The sequence below is a fragment of the Alphaproteobacteria bacterium genome (genome assembly GCA_035625915.1).
GTDB lineage: Bacteria > Pseudomonadota > Alphaproteobacteria > JACZXZ01 > JACZXZ01 > DATDHA01.
Genome location: DASPOR010000018.1, coordinates 1 through 21,105, shown reverse-complemented (window position 1 = coordinate 21,105; position 21,105 = coordinate 1). Strand labels below are relative to the sequence as shown.

Annotated in this window: 17 protein-coding genes and 1 tRNA gene; 13 read left to right on the top strand and 5 right to left on the bottom strand. The window is 60.6% G+C overall.

Translation table 11 applies throughout. The annotated features are described in order from the left end of the window. Positions 1-142: 142 nt before the first annotated feature. Complete coding sequence (locus VEJ16_01805) at positions 143-1,894, top strand: adenylate/guanylate cyclase domain-containing protein (GenBank protein HYB08387.1); 1,752 nt, start codon at positions 143-145, stop codon at positions 1,892-1,894. Between the two features lie 557 nt (positions 1,895-2,451). Here VEJ16_01805 and VEJ16_01800 read toward each other — a convergent pair. Then, a complete protein-coding gene (locus VEJ16_01800; GenBank protein HYB08386.1) occupies positions 2,452-2,934 on the bottom strand; it encodes a tetratricopeptide repeat protein in 483 nt (160 codons plus the stop codon). Positions 2,935-3,254: 320 nt separating this feature from the next. Here VEJ16_01800 and VEJ16_01795 point away from each other — a divergent pair, with 320 nt between their 5' ends. The 6 genes from VEJ16_01795 to VEJ16_01770 all read left to right on the top strand — a co-directional run bounded on the left by VEJ16_01795 (position 3,255) and on the right by VEJ16_01770 (position 9,692). Next, on the top strand, positions 3,255-3,620 hold the full coding sequence (locus VEJ16_01795) for an Hpt domain-containing protein (GenBank protein HYB08385.1): 366 nt from the start codon (positions 3,255-3,257) through the stop codon (positions 3,618-3,620). A 361-nt stretch (positions 3,621-3,981) separates the two neighbouring features. Next, a complete protein-coding gene (locus VEJ16_01790; protein ID HYB08384.1) occupies positions 3,982-4,695 on the top strand; it encodes a hypothetical protein in 714 nt (237 codons plus the stop codon). A 700-nt stretch (positions 4,696-5,395) separates the two neighbouring features. Further along, on the top strand, positions 5,396-7,369 hold the full coding sequence (locus tag VEJ16_01785) for a division plane positioning ATPase MipZ (protein ID HYB08383.1): 1,974 nt from the start codon (positions 5,396-5,398) through the stop codon (positions 7,367-7,369). A 139-nt stretch (positions 7,370-7,508) separates the two neighbouring features. Next, complete coding sequence (locus VEJ16_01780) at positions 7,509-7,922, top strand: hypothetical protein (GenBank protein ID HYB08382.1); 414 nt, start codon at positions 7,509-7,511, stop codon at positions 7,920-7,922. A gap of 126 nt (positions 7,923-8,048) precedes the next feature. Then, positions 8,049-9,290: a DUF2336 domain-containing protein gene (locus tag VEJ16_01775; protein ID HYB08381.1), complete on the top strand. Its 1,242-nt coding sequence runs from the start codon at positions 8,049-8,051 to the stop codon at positions 9,288-9,290. A gap of 6 nt (positions 9,291-9,296) precedes the next feature. After that, on the top strand, positions 9,297-9,692 hold the full coding sequence (locus VEJ16_01770; protein HYB08380.1) for a PilZ domain-containing protein: 396 nt from the start codon (positions 9,297-9,299) through the stop codon (positions 9,690-9,692). A gap of 50 nt (positions 9,693-9,742) precedes the next feature. Here the strand turns inward: VEJ16_01770 and egtD are convergent, their stop codons facing one another. Together egtD and egtB are read right to left on the bottom strand one after the other, a co-directional pair. Further along, complete coding sequence (egtD, locus tag VEJ16_01765) at positions 9,743-10,714, bottom strand: L-histidine N(alpha)-methyltransferase (protein ID HYB08379.1); 972 nt, start codon at positions 10,712-10,714, stop codon at positions 9,743-9,745. Continuing rightward, a complete protein-coding gene (gene egtB, locus VEJ16_01760; protein HYB08378.1) occupies positions 10,714-12,000 on the bottom strand; it encodes an ergothioneine biosynthesis protein EgtB in 1,287 nt (428 codons plus the stop codon). The genes egtD and egtB overlap by 1 nt, the downstream gene beginning before the upstream one ends. A 345-nt stretch (positions 12,001-12,345) precedes the next feature. Here egtB and VEJ16_01755 point away from each other — a divergent pair, with 345 nt between their 5' ends. The 3 genes from VEJ16_01755 to VEJ16_01745 all read left to right on the top strand — a co-directional run bounded on the left by VEJ16_01755 (position 12,346) and on the right by VEJ16_01745 (position 15,494). Next, the gene (locus VEJ16_01755) at positions 12,346-14,133 is read left to right on the top strand and encodes an IlvD/Edd family dehydratase (protein HYB08377.1); all 1,788 of its coding nucleotides are present in this window, start codon (positions 12,346-12,348) and stop codon (positions 14,131-14,133) included. A gap of 389 nt (positions 14,134-14,522) precedes the next feature. Further along, positions 14,523-14,993, top strand: a complete 471-nt coding sequence (locus tag VEJ16_01750) for a hypothetical protein (GenBank protein HYB08376.1) — start codon at positions 14,523-14,525, stop codon at positions 14,991-14,993. A gap of 96 nt (positions 14,994-15,089) precedes the next feature. Then, complete coding sequence (locus tag VEJ16_01745; protein ID HYB08375.1) at positions 15,090-15,494, top strand: helix-turn-helix transcriptional regulator; 405 nt, start codon at positions 15,090-15,092, stop codon at positions 15,492-15,494. A gap of 62 nt (positions 15,495-15,556) precedes the next feature. Here the strand turns inward: VEJ16_01745 and ileS are convergent, their stop codons facing one another. Further along, positions 15,557-18,730 carry an isoleucine--tRNA ligase gene (ileS, locus tag VEJ16_01740; GenBank protein ID HYB08374.1) on the bottom strand — a complete coding sequence of 1,058 codons (3,174 nt, stop codon included), beginning with the start codon at positions 18,728-18,730 and terminating at the stop codon, positions 15,557-15,559. Between the two features lie 391 nt (positions 18,731-19,121). Between ileS and VEJ16_01735 the strand changes: the two genes are divergently transcribed. The 3 genes from VEJ16_01735 (at position 19,122) to VEJ16_01725 (ending at position 19,927) form a co-directional block, all read left to right on the top strand. Continuing rightward, positions 19,122-19,268 carry a hypothetical protein gene (locus tag VEJ16_01735; protein HYB08373.1) on the top strand — a complete coding sequence of 49 codons (147 nt, stop codon included), beginning with the start codon at positions 19,122-19,124 and terminating at the stop codon, positions 19,266-19,268. A gap of 70 nt (positions 19,269-19,338) precedes the next feature. Further along, positions 19,339-19,704 (top strand): hypothetical protein, encoded by a 366-nt coding sequence (locus VEJ16_01730; protein HYB08372.1) that lies wholly within the window; start codon positions 19,339-19,341, stop codon positions 19,702-19,704. 145 nt (positions 19,705-19,849) lie between these two features. Next, positions 19,850-19,927 (top strand) — tRNA-Ile (locus VEJ16_01725). Between the two features lie 51 nt (positions 19,928-19,978). On the opposite strand, the gene VEJ16_01720 is transcribed toward VEJ16_01725, so the two are convergent. Next, positions 19,979-20,713: an MBL fold metallo-hydrolase gene (locus VEJ16_01720; GenBank protein HYB08371.1), complete on the bottom strand. Its 735-nt coding sequence runs from the start codon at positions 20,711-20,713 to the stop codon at positions 19,979-19,981. Between the last annotated feature and the right edge of the window lie 392 nt (positions 20,714-21,105).

The following is a 21,105-nucleotide window of genomic DNA, read 5'->3' as shown; positions in this document are numbered from 1 at the left end:
CAAGCACGGGCGTCACCCGGCACTCCGCGCAAACAGAACTCACTCAATCGTGACAAAGCGGTCAATTGTCGGCCGGGTCCTGATCCGGTACCTTCGTAAGTTGCAATGACGATCCAAGCACTCATCGCACTTCCGGACAGCAATGAATAGTGCCGCTCAGGCAACCGCAGAACCGGTGGGCGGCACCGAGGCGGTCTCCTCCCGATCGGGTCGTATTCAACGGCGGCTCCTGAGCACTGCCGGGCTCATCCTCTTCGCCTATGTGCTGACGCATCTTCTCAATCACGCACTCGGGCTGATCTCTCTCGCGGCACAAGAAGAGGGGCGCCAATGGTTCCTGCTCATATGGCGCAACGCGGTCGGCACGACAGTGCTCTACGGTGCGCTTCTCGTCCACGTGACTCTTGCTCTCAGTCGGCTCTATCAGCGTCGCTCGCTCAAGATGTCCGGTTGGGAGGCAGCCCAGCTTCTCCTCGGGCTCACGATTCCGCTGCTTCTCATCGAGCACATCCTGGGCACCCGACTCGCCCACGAACTTTTCGACCTTACGGATAATTACTTTTACGTCGAACTGGTGGTGTGGAAACTGGCGCCGATGCTCGGCGTCATGCAAGTGGCGATGCTGCTCATTGCCTGGCTTCACGGTTGCATTGGGCTTCATTTTTGGCTGCGCATCAAGCCGTGGTATCCGAGGGCCGCACCCCTTCTTTATGCCGGAGCCCTCCTTGTGCCGCTACTCGCCATCCTCGGCTTCGTGCAGGGCGGGCGCGAGATCGCCCGTCTCGCCGCAGAGTACCCGGATCGCTTAGCACTGGCGATGAAAGCGGTCAATTTTCCAGGGCAGAGCGCTGTCGAATCCATCGGTCAGTTGCTGGTTGCCTTCCGCTATGCCTTTGTCGCGATCCTTGCGGCGATCCTCCTTGCGCGAATTATCCGCGCTCAGATCGAGCGGCGGCGAGGCTTGGTGCGAGTCAGCTATCCCGGCGGTCGGAGCGTTCAAATGCCGCCGGGATTGACGCTTCTTGAAATCAGCCGGGCGGCCGGCATCCCGCATGCTTCGGTGTGCGGCGGGCGCGGCCGCTGTTCGACTTGCAGGGTGCGGGTCAATAGCGGGCTTGACGATCAGCCGCTGCCGAGTCCCGCCGAGATCCGGGTCCTGCAACGTGTCGGGGCACCACCGGGCGTGCGTCTGGCGTGCCAGCTTCGGCCGGTTGGCAATCTCAGCGTGACCCCACTCCTACCGCCGACGGCGACGGCGCGCGACGCCTACGGTCGTCCAAGGCACCTCGAGGGCGAGGAGCGCGTCATAGCAATACTGTTCGCCGATCTCCGCGCCTTCACCAAATTTGCCGAGCGCAAACTTCCCTACGACGTCGTGTTCGTGCTCAATCGGTATTTCAGCGCCATGGGTAACGCCATCGAGCGATCCGGCGGCAAAGTGGACAAGTTCATCGGTGACGGCGTCATGGCGCTTTTCGGAATCGATGACGATCCCGGATCGGCCTGCCGCAGCGCGCTACGGGCAGCGCGTGCGATGGCCGAGCAACTCGGCGAGCTTAATCGGACATTGGCGCACGATTTGCCTGAGCCTCTGCGGATCGGAATCGGCATCCATGTCGGGCCGGCGATCGTAGGCGAAATGGGCTACGCGCGCGCGATTGCGCTCACGGCGATCGGCGACGCCGTCAACATCGCAAGCCGCCTCGAATCCATAACCAAGGACTACCAAGCCGAGCTGGTCATCTCGGAAGAAGTCGCTCGCTTTGCCGGCGTCGGCAATGAAGGCTTCGAACGCCACCAGATCATGGTCCGGGGCCGGCAAGAGCCTCTCGCCATCTTGGTGATCGCCAACGCCCTCGCAATGCCCGAAAGAACGCCGGGTCACCTCGGTTAACCATCTCCCCGGCGCATCTGCGATGATCGTTCACGATGAAAAACCCGTCGCGTTTTGTGCGTCGCTCCAGCAGACACAACGTGGTGCAAAAGCAACGCGTCGTTCTTGTTGGAGACAAAGCTCGGTCGCGCGCCGTCGTCCTCGCGCATCACGAACGGAGACCGGGCCATCGCTGTCCGCTCAAGCGATGCCGGTTTCAAAAACGTGGGAAATTTTCACTTTGTCGTTGTTAGGATCGAGCGGGTCTTAGATTGAGACCTGGCCCTACGCGAGGACGAAATCATTACAAGGACATGGAAGTGCGGGCTGACTATTGCCGCCGGAGGACATCGGTCGAACAACGTCCCTCGCAACTATTCTGTAACGTCGCGGCACCGTTGCGATCACAACCAATCAATAGATATATCAATGGTATTATATAATATTTTTAATGGCCTAGGCAGACATCTCACCTCATACCTGCCGAGTGCCCGCAACAACACCGCAAGTGACAAAAAACCTCAGGCGCGAGCCACCACTTGCGCCTGAGTCAGTTGCCGCACACGCAACGAAAAGTCCTATCCGTTCTTCTTGGCGTCGATAGCAGCCTTCAGCGTGCGATATTCCTCGCAGCCGAAGGTGCAAAGCTTGTCGAGCTTGGCGAGCCGCTCCTCGGCCTTGGGCATATCGCCCGTTTGCAGGTAAAGCTCGCCGAGATATTCGTTGGCCCCGAGATGGTCGGGATCGATTGCAAGTGCCTTTTCATAGTCCGCGAGCGCTTCCGGAAAGTTTCCGAGCTTGCGGTTCGAGAAACCGAGATAATTCCATGCGTCCGCGTTCTTGGGATCGCGCTGGACGACCTTCTGCAACAGCGGTATTGCGGCGTTGAAGTTCTGGGCCTTCACCGCCTGCTCCGCGGCCGTGTAATCCGCGTCTTTCGGCGACGTGGTCGAACTCGTGCTGCTCGTCCCGCCGCCACCCATGGCCCAAGCACCGCTTCCGGCTGCCAGAATGATGGCTGATCCCAAAGCCGCAACGCAAAATCCAAGCGCTGAGCGCATATTCGTCTCCCTCCGGTTCGAGCCGAGGCCCGATCTTCTCCAGCGGGCAAATCGGCTTCGTGTCACGCATTAATCTATTACGCCACAGGTCAAGGACGATGGCATGTCACAAAGATTTGACCGACCGATGGCACCGCCCTCCGTTAGGAACGCGAGGAATATAACCCCGGAGAGCGGCGGAAAATTCCCGTTCCCGTCCGATTTCCCTGCTTCGAGTGCGGAGCCCGCCGAGCAAGCACGCGCGAAAACCTCGAAATCCCCTTATAATGCGCGGGCATTGTCGAGTCGATCATGCCTCGTACATTGAGGGGTCGGATACGATGGGCACGTCGGACTCCCCGGAATCGGACATTGTCGATTCGGCGGTTTTGGAGCAGCTTGAATCCGATACCAGCCGCGACACGCTCAGGCATCTTGTCGAAGCCTATATCGAGGAGACCCGCCCCCGGATCGAGCGCATGGTGCAGGCTCTGGCACGGAACGATTTAAGCCTTCTCGGGCGCGACGCCCACTCCTTGAAAAGCAGCTCCCAAACCTTCGGTGCGCGCAAGCTCGGCGCACTCGCGGCCGAACTCGAAGAAGCGATCGCGGACGGGAAGCTTCACGCGGCCTCGGACATCATGGAGCGGCTCCCCCAGTTGGCGCGAGAGAGCCTCGTTGCGATCGAGGCCTTGCTCGTCCGCTGACCGCCGCGACCCCGAAGCATGCTTGGCCTCACCCCTCGCTTCTCGCGGAGAGAATGACGGACGTGCGACCGCCGAGCACGGTTATTCCGAGAATCCTCCGGCGCGACCGCGTTAATGTTAGTGGCGTGAAAATATCGTAAAATTCAAATAATATATTAACGAACACGAGAAATAGCCAAATAGTGAAGCATCATCCAATACTTGTGAATAGACCTCGACGGCCTATTTACACTACGCTCGCTGAGTTGTTTCGCCAGCGAGGTTAAATTGCGTGAACCACACGCCCCGCGGATCGCAATGGGGTTAGGGAAATATAAAGGTGTTTAGCCCCGAAATGCATCCGAGCAAAAAAGGGGCTCGGATGACCTGTCGGGGACTCTTCATTATTTCCGTCGCGATCTTGTGCGCCTCGATACCGCTCGGCGGCTGCGCGATACCGATTGTGGTCTCCGTCGCATCATACTCTTTCGATGCATTCTCCTATGGCGTCGAAGGCAAATCGATGAGCGACATGGCGCTATCGAATGTCATGGGAGAGGATTGCTCAATGTTCCGCGTCATCGGTGGCGATGCCATCTGTCGCGACTACTCGCCCCAGCAGAAGCAGGCGCAGGATCGTTTTCTCGCCGAAGCCGGGACCTCCAACCGCCACACGGATCGTGTCGATATGCCGGCTGATTTTTACGGATCGGCCGACAAAGCCGAACAAGCAAACACCGTGCTGCTGGCCGCGACATCGAATGACGCGAACCGCGTGAGTATTGCCCCGCCCTTGGCGAGCTTTTCTTCTTCGACCGCCGCGAGTGCCAAAATCCCCGCTGATCGGACGACGAAGAGTTCGATCGCCGTTGCGATTCTCACGCTCGACGAACCGCAACGTTCCGCAGCCCTTCCGCGTTCTGCTCAAACGCTTCCCGCCGTCGCGGCCCTTCCGACACCCGGCGCAAACACGATTCCGACTCAGCTGGCGAGTGCAATCGGCTTTCTCGAACCACCAAGAACGAACCGGCCGGAACAGCCCATGATCGCCCCTCGACTGGGCCTCGATCTCGACACGATGTTGCTGACGGAATGAACAACTCAAGGGCGGTGGCCCATGCCCCCGGCCACGCCGCTGCGTACCCTTAATGTCCGGCTGCCGGATGGGATTCCGACTAGAGCCCGACCAATTTGAGGAGCGCCACTAACACCGCGCTCAAGATGACCCACGACGATACGCGGTAGATCATCACACCGCCTTCCACTCGGGCCGCCCTTTTGCTCTTTTCTGGATCGACCGCAGCGCAATAGATCGACTAGCAATGTCGATGTCACCTATGGCATGGCGGAGCGCTATGCGCGAGTGACATAAAGTGGACTGCGGCGTACGGACTCGGAACATTCCGGCACCAAAGCACGCGCGATTTCTTAATGGTCGGTGAATATTTTTTGACGCCGTCGAGAGCGGGTCGCAACGCTTGGAAACGGCAGGAATTTCAAAATTCGACTCGGATAATTCGACTGCAAATCCGGTAATGACATCTCGCTTCGCAGTTGTCGACGCAGCGCACACAGCACCCGCGCAGGCGGACACCCCCATCGCCGGAGGAGCATATCGCTCTGAAATCACAATAATATTGGCGACTCGCAGGGGTGCGGAGGGGGAATTTACGTTAATTGGATGGCAATAACTCTTGGCTATAGCGTGATATCGCCGCGACATACCGGATCGACGGTGCACGGCGATTACAATTTGTGCGCGGAAACGACGATGTAATTTTTAGGCGGACGCCACCATGTTTGTTTTGTCCTTCGTTTCGGCGAACAAAGGCGTCGGAAAGACCACGCTGGCCGCTTGCCTCGCGCGCCATGCGCAAGTGTGCGCGCAAGCGCCGATTGCACTCGTCGATTTGGAAACAGATAGCCCGCTCAAGCAACTCGCATGCGCCAACCGGCTCGCCGACGTGCGCTATGTTCCGAGCGACCCATCGCGACTTGTGCAGGATCTGGACAGCTTGCGCCAGGAACACGTTGCCTTTGCGATTGTCGATGCGCCTGCGTTGCCGACGCGAGCGATCGAAGCCGCAATGTCCGCGGCGGACTTGATCGTCATGCCGGTCATTGCATCGAAAGACGGTTTGCGATCGATCGGCACCACGGTCGAGCTTGCCGAGAATAGCGCGCGGCGATCCGTGTTCGTGATCAATGGTGCGAGCATGGGCAAAGGCGTCAATGCCACGGTCGCCATGGCGCTTGTTCAGCACGGTACATTGGCGCCCGTTGCGGTGCCGCGCGCAAGCGCCTTCGCCGACGTACTCGCGACGGATCGAGGCGCTTCGGAAAGCAACGCGCAAGATGCCGTCAAACCGATCGTATCCGAACTATGGGCGTATCTTGAAAAACATCTGCACGCGGTATCGGCTTCGGCCAAATCCCCATCGGCCCAATCGGCGTCTCTCGCGGAGCGGCGCGAGTTTCCCCGCTGGCAGGTCGCATGGCCGGCCACGATTGTCTTGAACGGTGTGGAAAGTGCCTGCACCCTCAAGGATATTTCCGGCGGCGGTGCGCTGGTCGCAATCGCTAATCCCCCGAAGGCCGGAGAAACGCTCGAGATCAAGGTTCCAATCCTTGGCGACTTTGCCGCAACTGTCGTCTATTCGCGAGGAAACAACGTCGGCCTGAAATTCATCCTCGACGCCGAGTGGCGATGGCATCTCGCGGAATTCCTTGCCGCGAGGATCTCGATCCGCCGACGCCAGGCCCGGCTGAAGACCGGAGCGTCGCGAAAGGACACATCGCCGGCGACGCCGCCCGCCCTCAATCCGGTCGCGACCGCGTCCAGTCCAATCAGTGCTGTGAAACCAAATCCGCAACCAAGCCTGGAAATCGAACCCAAAGCAAGCCCCACCCCCGCTGCGACGCTGGCGCGTCGGCAACCGGGCCAGAGTGCCCACGTCGTGGTGGTTGGCAACGAAAAGGGTGGTTCCGGAAAATCGACCTTGGCGATGCATCTGGCAATCGCGCTGTTGCGGTCGGGATATTCGGTGGCCACCCTCGATCTCGACGCACGCCAGCGATCATTGACGCGCTATCTCGAGAATCGCCGCGCCTTCTGCAAGGCCCACGGTGTCGCATTGCCGATGCCCGCCAATCACATCGTGGTACCTGAGTGCGTGGACTCGATCGATTTCGCTGCCGTGCGCACTCGTCTGGCGGAGGCCCACGACTATGTCGTCGTCGACACGCCAGGTGGCGACCCCGGTTGCGCGCGACTTGCGCTTGCCCTCAGCGATACCCTGATCACCCCAATCAACGATAGCTTCCTGGATCTCGACGGTCTCGCGATCGTTCATCCCGAGACATACGAGATCGTCGGGCCTAACCGCTTTTCCGAGATGGTGGCGGCGGCGAGGGCGCAACGGATGGAAAGGGCAGGCTACCCGTTCTCCTGGGTCGTCCTGCGCAATCGTCTGTCGAACATCGATTCTCGAAACAAGCGAAGAATGGCCGAGGTTTTGGATCGTCTGTCGCTGGAATTGGAGTTTGCCATCGGACCCGGGTTGGCCGAGAGGGTGATCTATCGCGAAGCCTTCCTTTCCGGACTCACCGTGCTCGACCTGCGCGAGCCCGGCACGGAAGTCAAATTGACGATGTCGCATATTGCCGCTCGGGGGGAAGTCACGGCACTTCTGGCGTCCGTTCAGCTTTCTCCGCACGATTCCTCCGTGCGCGAGCAAAACCGCTCGGACGTTATTTTGGAGACCGCTTGAACGGAAATGCCAGCGAGCGAGCGTACAGCTCTAACCCGAACCGCCACGATGCCGCGTCAATTGGGGGCGCCGAGATCGGCATTTAGGGACGTTTTCCAGCCATGTGCGGCTAAAGCAAAATTCGCGAGGCTCCCGTGCGATGGATAGGCATGCCCTCGCGGGTCTCATAGCCGCCGCCATAAAGCGGGGCAGCCCCCTGGTCACAGAGGCGGCGGCTCGTACGATCGCCGACGCCGTTCTCCAGGAGATGATTGCCCTTCAGCTCAACGTTGTCGATCACGCCGGTCATTCCGTCGTCCAGGAACAGAAAACCGACGAACGCCGGCGCGAAAAACGCGAACGAACCTTGCGGCACGGCAAGATCATCTATAGCGGCAACAGCTGCATGATGGACTGCTTGGTGCTCGACCTGACCGAGGGCGGGGCGCGCATCAAGCCTGCCGATATCATGATCTGTCCCGAGGAATTCGTCCTCAAGATACAGTACAGCGCGCTGCGAAATTGCGAGGTGGTGTGGCGGAAGAATACTGAGCTTGGCGTCCGATTCTATTGAGCTGACGACACGCCAAACGCCCAGGATCCACGACCCGTTGCCACGCCGGAAACTATATTTCGCGGAACCGCAGGCGGGCGACACATTAAGCCACGTTAACCATTTCTTCAATCATGTGGTCCAAAGTTGAATTTCTACTCGTATTGGCAGGGATTGGGGACCTGGACTTACGTGGAGCTTGCTTCGTTTTCCGGAACGCTCGAGGACGGAGATGTGTCCAAAGGCAGCACTGCCCTTGAGACGCTGACCGATCTGCGCGACCGCATCGCCGACGACCCTTCGGCTCAGGTGCGAACGGAGGCGGCGGAACGCATTGCCAATACGTATTCGAACGGCGCCTTGACCTGGCATGAACGGGAAATCGCCGCCGCAATCCTCGTCAAATTGGCAAAGGACGTCGAGCAGGGCGTACGTTCCGCGCTTGCGGCCCATGTGCTGAGCTGCAGTTTCCTCCCGCCCTCTCTCTGCCGCACGATTTCGGACGACGTCGAGGCGATTTCCATACCCTTTATCCGCTACTCACCCGCGTTGACGGACGACGATCTGTTACGGGTGATCGAGGGCGGCAGCGGTCCCAAGCAGATGGCCATCGCGGCCCGCGAGGGGGTGAGCGAAGAGGTATCGGAAGCGCTTGTGGCCGCAGAGAACGACCAAGTGGTCACGATCCTGCTCGCGAACGAGCGTGCGGCGGTGTCGGAACGCTCGCTCCACAAGATCATGGATCGCTTCGGCAGCCGCGAGCAGGTTCAAAGCCTGATTGTCGAGCGGCCATGCCTTCCCTTGTCGGTCACCGAGCGGATCATCCAATCGGTCTCCACTGCCCTGCGCGAGCGCCTTGTCGAGAAACACGCCCTGCCCCGGGAACTGGCGGATGAGCTTGCCCTTCAGGCCAAGGAGGGTGCGCTTATAAGGACCGTCAACGCGTTCACCGGTTCGATCGCCGCCAGCGATCTCGCCGCACGCCTTTGCGCGCGGGGGCGTCTCACGCCTACGCTCCTGATGCGCGCCATATGCGCGGGGGATAGCGTCTTCTTCGAGGCGGCGATGGCGCACTTGGCAGAAACGCCAATCGAAAGCGCGGTAGTCCTCATTCACGACGCCGGGCCGCTCGGGTTCAAAGCGATCTACGAGAAGGCGCAATTGCCGCCGCCCCTCATGCGGGCATTCCGGGCGGCGGTCAGGGCGCAGCACACAATCAAGATGGGACTGTTCAGCGCCTGGACGCTTGAGCACGCGGAGACGGTGCTTCGGCGCGTGGCCGAGGAATGTGAGGAAGTCTGCCCGGGCGATCTCGAACACTTCTTGAGCCAGATTTCGCACGGCATGATCGGACGCCGCGAGCTTCAACCGCGAGTGGCGAGTGCATGATCGTAAATGGCTGACGGTAACGGTGGGTCGAAGGGCAATACAATGGGGATAAATTTCACCAGAAGGCATTTCCGGTTCGATAGCGAAAGGTTCGGGTTCGTGACCGCACCCGGGTCCAACGAAAAGATTGCATGCTTCATCCCGAATGTGTCACTCGGCGGCGCCTACTTGCGCTTCGACGACGAGGTCTTCCTCGCCAATATACGCACGGGCGATCTGCTTCGACTCGACGTGCCCGACTTCGGCGAACTTCACGTACGCATCGTGCGCTCGGACCGCAAAGGTGCTGGCGTCGAGTTCTGCGACGACGATGGCGTGCGAACCACCGTCGATCGCGTGCTCCATTCGATTGTTGGTCATCTCAAGTCGATCGTCCAGGTCTGGATGCAGCAGACCGCCTGACATCGAACGCTTACACCCGCATCGAAAGCTACGCGCAGCCGGCGGGTCCGCTATTCCGCGCGCAAATAATGCACGCTGAAGAAGTCGTCGTCGTCGCGCCAGCACGCCTGGGCGCCAAAACCCGAGCGCGCGGCGAGCGCCTGAAATTCGCCGATCTCGTACTTGTAGGAATTCTCGGCGTGAATACGCTCGCCGGCGGTGAAGATAATCTGTCGGCCGGCAACGGTCACGACTTGATCGGCGATGCTGCGGATATACATCTCGACGCGGCCGGCTCGGTCATTGTAGTGCGACTGGTAGTCAAAGCGCGAGGTATGGAAATTCGCCCCGAGCTCGCGATTGGCGCGCGTGAGAAGATTGAGGATGAACGCGGCCGTGACGCCGGATGAATCGTTGTAGGCGCGCTCGAGCAGGATTGTGTCTTTCTTGAGATCGACGCCGACGAGCATCCCGTCCCCCGCTCTCACGATGCGCCGGCAGCCGCGGAGGAACCTCATCGCGTCCTCGGGCGTAAGATTGCCGATGGTCGAGCCCGGAAAGAAGATCACGCGCTTGCCGTTTGCCTCGAATGGCAGTGGCGGTAATCGAGTTGGCTCGATGAAATCCGCGCAAACGCCAAGCGTCTCGAGGGTCGGAAAGTCTTTTGCAATCTTGGCGGTTGCCTGCCGCAAAAGCTCGCACGAGACATCGATCGCAAAATAGGCGCCGGGATCCTCGAGAGCCGCCAGCAAGAGGCGCACCTTGCGGCTCGCACCGCTGCCAAATTCGAGGAGCTGACAGCGCCGCCCGATCCGTGCGGCGATCTCACCGGCGAATTTTCCGAGAATGTGTGTTTCCGTGCGAGTCAGATAGTATTCCGGCAACTCGCAGATCGCATCGAAGAGGGCCGAGCCGCGCTCGTCGTAGAGAAACTTGCACGGAATCGCCTTTTCTCGACGCGAGAGACCGGAAAGGACGGCGTCGCGGAAACTCTCCTCGACGGGTGCGAGATCGAGAAACCGAGCACGATTGTCTTTGGGCATTACATGTCCTCTGCAAGCCGGATTCCGCTGAACGCCCAGCGGGCCATGGGCGGGAAGAAATTTCGATAGCTGGCGCGCGAATGGCCGGGTGGGGTCACGGCCGCGCTACCGCGAAGCGCCATTTGCCCGCTCATGAACTTGCCGTTGTATTCGCCGATCGCTCCGGCAGGCGCGCGAAATCCCGGATAGGGCGAATAGGAACTCGAGGTCCACTGCCACACCTCGCCGAACATTTGGCTGAGCCCGGCGCGTCTGCTTAGCACCGGTTGTGGGTGAAGCATGCCGTGCTTTGTGCCGCCGTCGGCTGCGAGAGCCGCCTGTTCCCATTCCGATTCGGTCGGGAGACGTTTGCCGGCCCAGCGCGCATATGCGTCGGCTTCGTAATAGCTCACGTGGCAGACCGGTTCCGCCAAAGCCAGCGGCCCCAATCCCGTGAGCGTGAAGACCGACCATTGACCGTCGCCCCCACGCTCCCAATAAAGTGGCGCTTGCCATCCTTGTGCCTCGACCGAAGCCCAACCGTCGGATAGCCAAAGCTCGGGACGGCAATAGCCGCCGTCCTCGATAAAGGCGAGGTATTCGCCGCACGTCACGAGGCGACAGGCCAGCCGATAGGGTTCGAGCCAGACCTTGTGTCGGGGCGTTTCGTTGTCGAATGCGAAGCTGCCGCGCCCTCTATGGCCGATTTCGGCAATCCCACCCGGGAACTCTTGCCAGTCGAGTGCGATTGTCTTGATTTCGACGCCCGGCGACGCGTGGCCTTCAGCGTAGGCCGGCCGTAGCGGGTTGACCGAGAACACGTGCTTGATGTCCATGAGGATAAGCTCTTGGTGCTGCTCCTCGTGGTTGATGCCAAGCTCGAGGAGCGGCATGAGCGTCTCGCAAGCCTCCTCCCCCGCTTCGTCGATCAACCGAAGCATCGCCTCGGTCACGTAATTTCGATAGGAAGTGATTTCGGCGACACTCGGTCGCGACAGCAGGCCGCGCTGCGGTCGAGGATGCCGCGGACCGACGGCCTGGTAGTAGGAATTGAAGATGTAGCCGAACTCGGGCGCAAAAATCCGGTACGACGGCAGATGGGGAACGAGGAGAAAGGTTTCGAAGAACCAGGTGACGTGAGCCCGATGCCACTTCGTTGGACTGACATCCGGCATCGACTGAATCGTCTGATCTTCCGGCAGCAGATTTCTCGCGAGAGCGTCCGTCGCGTTCCGCACCTTGACGAACCGTTCGGCCCAATCCGAATTGTGCCTTTCATGAGCAAGATATGCCTTATCGGGAATCATGGTCCCTCCTGGAGGCGACGCCCCCAATGTCAACGCCTGGCACGCTATAGACGGAATTGCAGTGCCAAAAATTTCACTGAATCTTGCTGCGATTAGGGATCCAGGGCGCTTTGCTGATGGAAAGTGGCGCGAGAGGTGATGACGTGAGGCATTTGAAATAGTATCGCGCAAGCCAATCGACAAGCCGACGATGTTTCCTAATTGGGGACGGCGCGATGTCAGTTGATTCCCGTCGGCTTCGCTTCACCTCGCGCGCATCAGGTGTTAGGGTTGCACCCGCCGCTGAGCGCACTTTCATTTCCGCCGCGGCCGAACGAGGAGGACGAGGGGAGGAAGGGGAAAGCAATGTCCGATGGGCCTTCGAAGAGCCGATTGCGAAGCCAGGAATGGTTCGACGATGTTCACAACCCTGGAATGACGGCGCTTTATATCGAACGCTATCTCAACTTCGGCTTGACGCCGAAAGAGTTGCGCTCCGGCCGTCCCATCATCGGCATAGCGCAGACGGGTAGCGACCTCTCGCCCTGCAATCGTCACCATATCGCCTTGGCTGAGCGCGTGCGCGCCGGTGTGCGTGATGCAGGCGGCATTCCCATCGAGTTTCCCTGCCACCCCATACAGGAGACGGGCAAACGGCCGACGGCGTCTCTCGACCGCAACCTCGCGTATCTTTCCCTCGTCGAGGTCCTTTATGGCTACCCGATCGATGGCGTGGTGCTGACGACCGGGTGCGACAAGACGACGCCCGCGTGCCTCATGGCGGCAGCGACCGTCGATATTCCGGCGATCGTCAGTTCGGGCGGGCCGATGCTCGATGGCTATTACAAGGGCGAGCTTGTCGGCTCCGGCATGGTCGTGTGGAACGCGCGGGCGGAACTTGCCGCAGGCAAGATCGACTACGAGGAATTCATCGAAAAAGTCGCCGCGTCCGCGACCAGCATCGGCCACTGCAACACAATGGGTACGGCAAGCTCAATGAATGCGCTCGCCGAAGCACTTGGCATGTCGCTCCCCGGATGCTCGGCGATCCCAGCACCCTATCGCGAACGCGGCCAAATGGCCTACGAGACAGGCAAGCGCGTTGTCGGCATGGTGCATGAGGATCTGCGGCCGTCGAAGATATTGACGCGGAAGGCATTCGAGAACGCCATCGTTGCCGCCTCCGCCCTTGGCGCCTCGACTAATTGCCCTCCCCACATCAATGCGGTCGCGCGCCACATGGGCGTCGATCTCAAGGTCGAGGACTGGGACCGGATCGGCTACGACATCCCGCTCCTCGTCAATATGATGCCGGCGGGAAAGCACCTCGGGGAGGGGTTTCACCGCGCCGGCGGCGTGCCCGCGGTAATGCGCGAACTCCTGGAAGCGGGCAAGCTTCACGCCGACGCATTGACAGTCACCGGGAAGGGAATGGGCGAAAACGTCAAGAACGCCGCGGCCGGCGACCGGGACGTGATCCGACCCTACCGTGAGCCGCTCAAGGACAAAGCCGGTTTCGTCGTCCTCAAAGGCAATCTTTTCGAGTCGGCGATCATGAAGACAAGCGTGATCGCACCCGCATTCCGCAAGCGCTTCCTCGAGCGCCGGGGAGACGAAGGCGCTTTCGAAGGTGTCGCAATCGTCTTCGACGGGCCGGAGGACTATCACGCCCGCGTGAACGATCCTGCCTTGCCGATCGACGAGAACGCGATCCTTTTCGTGCGCTATTGCGGACCCATCGGCTATCCCGGTGCGGCCGAGGTCGTCAACATGCTACCGCCGGATCGTCTCGTCAAAGAGGGCGTGACCATGCTTCCGTGCGTCGGCGACGGACGCCAAAGCGGCACATCTCACAGTCCCTCGATCCTCAATGCCTCCCCCGAGGCGGCCATAGGCGGCGGGTTGGCGCTGCTTCAGACCGGCGACAAAGTACGCATCGACCTCAAAAAGCGGCGTGCCGATATGCTGATCTCCGATGACGAATTGGCGCGCCGGAGAAAGGCGTTCAAGCCGCCGGTCCTCGACAACCAAACGCCCTGGCAAGAGTTTTTCCGCAAGTCGGTCGGCCAGCTTCAGACCGGAATGTGCCTGGACTTCGCAGTCGAATACCAACGCATCGCCGAAACCAAAGGGGTGCCGCGACACTCGCACTAGTGCGGTGGATTTGAAGTTCCTAGTATCCGTCTAGGAACTTCAAATCCGAAGACCACATTAAATTCAACGTATTGCTCGAGCGGCTTTGTATCCGAAATTCGCCGCACTAGCTGCGCGTGAAGCCTGGCCATGGAGCAGGCCCCGTGCTCGACGCCGACCCTGCCCCCGGTGACGAGCCACCGCTTGTCGATCCCGGGCCGGATGCTGGCGTGCTGTGGGGTGGGCTTGCCGGTTGATGGGCCGCTGGCGCGGGTGACGCCGGTGCCGGACGCGGCGCTGGGCTCGACCCGAACGAGGTGCTTGGCGCCGGGCGAGGTGGAGCCGCGGGTGCCGGTGCGGTCACTGCCGCCCTCGCCGGTGCTGCGGGCTTTACAACCGGACTGACCTTCTTGGCGGCCGTCTTCTTGGGGGCCGCCTTCTTTGCCACGACTTTCTTTGGGGCGCTCTTGCGCTTCGCCGATTTGGCCCTAACGCCTGTCTTCTTCGCCTTCTTTGCCGCCGGCTTGCGGGCCATCGATTTCCTGGCGGTCGATTTACGTGCGGTCATCTTGCGAGCTGGCTTCTTCGCCTTGGTGGTCTTTGAAGCCTTGCCCCTGGCCGGCTTCTTTTTCCTCGAAGCGGTTTTCGCCATATCAGTGCACTCCCTGAATTGTCACGGAGACCACGGTACGCATGCTTTCGCCCGTATCCTCACCTTGATGAACCGAGTGAGCCAAGAAGTAAAGATGCATGATGGAGCACGCCCTCTTCATCGGCGCGGCGGATCCCACATCTCGGTTGCCACCGACCCGAGACCTGCGTTCCACCATCGATCAAAACCGACCTCCCGTCGCTCGCATCCTTCACTCTCGCTACAATAGCGATAAAAACAAAAAAGCACTAATATAAGACCTGTCGGCATTCTTACGCGCAGGCGCAATGCACGCGGCCGGCCAAAGAACCTGGGGAGAAGGCCCATGCCTCGCGGCATCGACCTCAAGGAACGCAAAAAGGCCACAAGCGTCGACAGGCACGTGGGCCGGCGGCTTCGAGTGCGACGCACGATGCTTGGTATGAGCCAGACCGAGCTTGCAAATTCCGTGAATATCACCTTCCAGCAGGTGCAGAAATACGAACGCGGATCGAACCGAATTGGCGCGAGCCGGCTATTTCAGTTTGCGCAGGTGCTGGCCGTTCCGCCGGGCTATTTTTTCGAAGGGTTGGGTACCGAGCGGCGAAAAGCGCGAAAAAATCCGGTGGAAGAGCGCGTCTGGTTCAAGCGTGAAACCCTCGAGCTCGCGCGCGCCTATGCCCGAATCGGCAACACGCCCATGCGGGAGCTGCTCCTGAAGCTCGTGCGCGCGGCCGCCGATAACGCCTAGTGTAGTGGATTTGAAGTTCCTGGCATTTCGGTGGCATCCGCGATCAGGAACTTCAATTCCGATCAGGCCGCAACCCGGCGCAATCCGATCGTGACCGCCTTCCCGTCGAGCTCATGCTCCAAACGGAAATCACCTTCCCCATCGATCGCGGGTTTTAGCGCGAGTGCCAGGGTTTCCTCGCAAATGAATTTGCGGTGATGTTCGATGGCGGCCGCGAACTCCGGCGGCAGCGCTATGCCGAGCTCGATCCGGTCGGAGATGTGAAGGCCGGCTTCCTTGCGCGTCATCTGAATGAGCCGGACGAGATCGCGGGCCAACCCTTCATCCTTGAGCGGCTGGGTTACGGTGACGTTGAGGATCACCGCACCCTCCCCGCGCAACGACTGTGCCGCGAGCCCCTCGGGAACGCGCAGGCGAAGTGCAAAGTCATCCCCCGACAAAACCCGATCCGCCACGGTGACGGTGCCATCCGGATTCTGCGCCCAGGCACCCGATTTCGCCGCCGCCAGCACATCCTTCATTGCCTTGCCGATGCGCGCCCCAATCCTCGGATTGACGTGGAGCTCGAGCGTGCCGAACTTCGAAAGATCGGCGGAGAATTCAGCCTTCTTGACGTTGACCTCGTCCTCGATCAGGTAGCGGTAAGGCGTGAGCCGATCGACCTTTGGCATTGCCACGACCAGCTCCGAAAGCGGCAGTCGGACCCGGAGATTGTTGGCCTCGCGGATCGAGAGGGCGGCCGAGCAGATTTCGCGCACAGTGTCCATCGTCTCGACCAGCTCGCGCTCCGCCGGAAAACGGCTGACGTCGGGCCAATCGGCCAAATGCACGCTGGTCTCGCCGGTGAGGCCGCGATAAATCGCTTCGCTCAAATAGGGGACGAGCGGCGCCAGCGCCCGCACGAGTGCCGTCAGGACGGCGTAGAGCGTATTGTAGGCCTCGATCTTGTCGCGATCCTTCTCGCCACGCCAAAAACGCTCCCGGCTTCGGCGGATATACCAGTTATTGAGCGCGTCGATGAAGCGGGTGACGAGCTCGCAAGCGCCGGGAATGTCGTAAGTGTCCATTCGGCGCTGCATATCTTCGACGAGGACTCTCGTCTTCGCGAGGATGTAGCGATCGAGGACACCTTGCGCGTCGGTCCTCGCCTCCGCCTTGATGCCGTCGGCATTCGCATAGAGCGAGAAGAAATAATATGCGTTCCAGATCGGTTTGAGGACCTGGCGCTGCACCTCGCCGATGGCGCGGCCATCCTTCGGCATCGCGAGGTCCCCGCCTGCGAGGAGTGGCGAGGACACCATGTACCAGCGAAGCGCGTCAGCGCCGTGGGTATTGAAGACGTCGATCGGGTCCGGGTAATTCCGCAGCCGCTTCGAGAGCTTCTGGCGATTTTCGTCGAGCACGACGCCATGGCACACGCAAGTGCGGAATGGCGCGCGGTCGAAGAGGGCCGTCGAAAGCACCATGAGGGTGTAGAACCAACCCCTCGTCTGCCCGACATATTCGACGATGAAATCGCCGGGGAAATGGCTCTCGAACCATTCCTTGTTCTCGAAGGGATAGTGGACCTGGGCGAATGGCATCGAGCCCGACTCGAACCAGCAATCGAGAACGTCTTCGACCCTGCGCATCATGCTCTTGCCGGTCGGGTCGTCCGGGTTGGGGCGCACCAGCGCATCGATCCCCGGGCGGTGGAGATCGGTAGGGCGGACGCCGAAATCCCGTTCGATCTCGTCGAGCGAGCCGTAGACGTCCATGCGCGGATATCGAGGATCGTCGCTCTTCCAAACCGGGATCGGGGCGCCCCAGAAGCGATTGCGGCTGATGTTCCAGTCGCGCGCATTCTCGAGCCAGTTGCCGAACAACCCGTCGCGGATGTGACTCGGAATCCAACTGATTCCCTTGTTGAGCTCCACCATCCGATCGCGGAACTCGGTCACCTTGAGAAACCACGCATTGATCGCCCGGTAGATGAGCGGGGTGTCCGTGCGATAGCAGTGGGGATAGTTGTGCACGATTGTGTCGTGGCGGACCAGAACACCCATCTTCTTCAAGTCCTGGATGATCTGCTTGTTGGCGTCGAAAACGAGCTGGCCCTGGTAGGGCGGAACTTCGCTCGTAAATTTTCCGGTCGCATCGACCGGTACCACCACCGGGATGCCATTCGCCTGGCATAGCGCCAAATCGTCCTCGCCGAAGCCGGGCGCCATGTGCACGACCCCGGTCCCATCCTCCACGCTCACGAAATCGCCCGCAAAAACGCGGAACGCGTTGGGAGTCGACGCGAAGAACGGAAAGAGCGGGCGGTAGGTTCGCCCCACGAGTTCGCGACCCTTGATCGTGCCCACGCGCACCGCATTCGCGAGCTGCTTCTCGTACTTCTCGACGGCCGCAGCACCGATCAAATAACGAACGTCGCCCTCTTCGAAAACCGCGTAATCGATATCGGCACCAACCGCAAGCGCCAGATTGGAGGGAAGCGTCCAGGGCGTCGTCGTCCAGGCCAGCACCTTCGTCGTCTTGTCCTCGCCCGGCAGGGGATCGAGGGTAAAGGCGACGGTGACCGCCGGGTCTTGCCGCTCGCGATAGGAATTGTCCATGCGCGTCTCGAAATTCGAGAGCGGGGACTGGATCGCCCAGGAATAGGCGACGACGCGGTGGCCCTCGTAGATCAGGCCCTTCTCCCAAAGCGTCTTGATCGCCCACATGACGCTTTCCATGTAGGTGAGATCGAGCGTCTTGTAGTCATGCTCGAAATCGACCCAGCGCGCTTGCCGCGTGACATACCTCTGCCACTCCTCAGTGAACTGAAGCACCGATTTCCGGCAATGGTCGTTGAAACGCGCGATTCCGTATTGGAGGATCGCCGGGCGGCCGGAAATACCAAGCTCCTTCTCCGATTGCAGCTCCGCCGGCAGGCCGTGGCAGTCCCAGCCGAAACGGCGCTCAACCCTATGTCCGCGCATGGTCTGGTAGCGCGGCACGATGTCCTTCACGAACCCGGTCACGAGATGGCCGTAGTGGGGCAAACCGTTTGCGAAGGGAGGGCCGTCGTAGAACACGAAGTCGTTCGTGTTTCGACCGACCTTGGCAGGCCGCAGTTCGATCGAGCGCTCGAAAATGCGTTCCCGTTTCCAAAACGCGAGAATCTCTTCCTCGAGCATCGGGAGGTTGGGGTTGGAATCGACCTCCGGATACGGCTTCTTGGAGGCTTGAGCGCTATTCGGCCCCGTCATGGCTTGGAAATTCCCTGAAAACCGCGATTTCGACCGCCTGACATAGCCCTAGGTTACCAGCCTGTCCAGCATTGCCAGCATCGTGCGATTGGCAATCAGTGACAACGATCGGCCCGTCCCGTTCGCCATGAGGGCTGGCAAAATGCGGTAGCGGCCGACGCTCAAAATATCGTCGGGCCTCACAGCAGAGGCGAAAAATCGTTTTTTAGCAATAGCATGGGAAATATTCTTGAAAAAACGCTACGGTACCGTTCTGTTTTCTCCGATCTTGCGTATATCGATTTAGGACGTTCCGGCTGCTCACGATCGGGACCGCGCGACGAGCCGAGCGTCCATCGGGTGGAGGTTGACCTCCCGAAATCGAAGCAAGGTCCCGTGTACGGAGAGGACAATGACGACCCCTTCATCGCTGAAGCGCACTTCGACCTTGGCGCGGATCGTCGGCTCGCTCGTTCTGCTCGCAGCCGTTTCCGGCTGCGTCGTGGAGCCGCTCTACGCGCCACCGCCACACTACCACTACTACTACGGCTGGCGCTGATCGGCGGTGAGGTGATCCAGCGCCTCTTACGTGGCGTATTGAACAACACGGCTTCCTTTGGAGACCTATCATGACCCGTAATCTTGCACTCGCCTTCCGCGCACTCGCGGCAACAGCAGCACTCGCGACGACGTTTGCACTCGCCGCACCGGCGATGGCCAACGACATCCGGCAGGATCGCCGGGACATTCATCACGACCGCGTCGATCTCGGTCACGACCGCGCCGATTTGCGCCATGATCGCGCCGACCTCCGCGGCGACCGCCGCGATCTGCGCTTCGACGTTTCGCACGATCGCTATGGTGCGGCACGGCGCGAGATAACCGACATTCGACACGACAGCCGAGATATTCGTTTCGACCGGCGTGATATCCACCATGATCGCGTCGATCTGCGCCATGACCTGCGCGACCTGCATCGAGACCGGCACGGCTGAAGAGCGCTCAACCCGACGGAGTAATGGTGTATTAAGCGAACATGCGCGTCCCCGGGGCCAAAGCGTCGGGGACGCGCCCGCCATGGGCAGTAGCGGATTGCTTGACACTCTAGCCGTCCTTGGTCTAGCAACAGCCCTTTCGAAGGGGCCCGTAGCTCAGCCTGGTTAGAGCGCTCGCCTGATAAGCGGGAGGTCGGTAGTTCGAGTCTACCCGGGCCCACCAGCCTTCGCTCGCTTCGCGAGCTACGGTCCAGCCGGTCCTCAAGATCGGCTTTCAAATCTCGACCGCCTTGCCGTCCTCGGCCATTTCGTGCCGCACTTCGTCCGACCTTGCGAGCATATCCGCACTCGCATGGGTGAGGATGATGCGCTTCGCGGCAAGCTCGCCAACACGGTCACGGATGTCGGCGTAGCTCAAATGGAACTTGACCGGCTTTTCAAAGAAATACGCCTCCGCAATCAAAAGATCGGCCCCGCGCGCCGCCGGGATGAGTGCGTCGGTCCATTCCGTGTCGCCGGTGTAGGTGACGATCCTCCCACCGAGCTCGAGGCGAAGGGCGAAGGGTGTCGCCCCGCTCGGGTGCCTGACCTCGTATGGGGTGACCGCGATGCCGGCCACGAGCGCCCTCGCTCCCGGCGTCAGCTCGATGACTTCGACCGGGAATTGGCGGTTGACCTTCGATGAACCCGGAAAAAACACCTCCAATGCGGCCTTTATCCGATTACCGAGGCCCGGCGGCCCGGCGACCGTAAGGGGGGCTACGCGTCGGCTGACGAGCTGGCCATCCAGAATGAGGAACGGCAAGCCGCCGAAGTGATCGCCGTGAAGATGGCTGATGAAAACCGCGCGGATGCGATTGGGATCGACGCCGAAGCGGCGCATGGCGACGAGGGAGGTCGCACCGCAATCGACCAGATATCCCCCCTCCTCCGAATCGAGCATGATGCACGTATTGAAACGCCCGCCGCTGCCGAACGCGTCACCGCTGCCGAGAAACCGCACCCGCAAATCCGATACCCTCCCCTTCCGGCCGAGGCATGGTGCGCCACGACTCACGATCGACCGGATGAAATGAATAGCTTGCGGGGAAGGGGCCCAGGCGTGTCAAGCGATCCTGCGGCCCAGCCGCGGCCGCAGCACTTTAGGGGCGGGCGTCAGGAGTAGGCGAGTCCCACGGCCATGAGGCCGAGAATCGTCACGACGATGAAGGCGAGCGGTAGGTATGACGTCCAATTGTGCTTCATGGTGAGCCCGGCCCGTTCGAGGAGGTTTGGCCCTTATACGCGTGATTCGCCAAAATCCAGCGCGCCTAATTGCCGCAGCTCGGGCGGCCGGATATGGTAGGCCGATGCGTTGGATGGTCGTCTTCGCGGCCCTGAGTGGCTTCACTTCGATCGCGG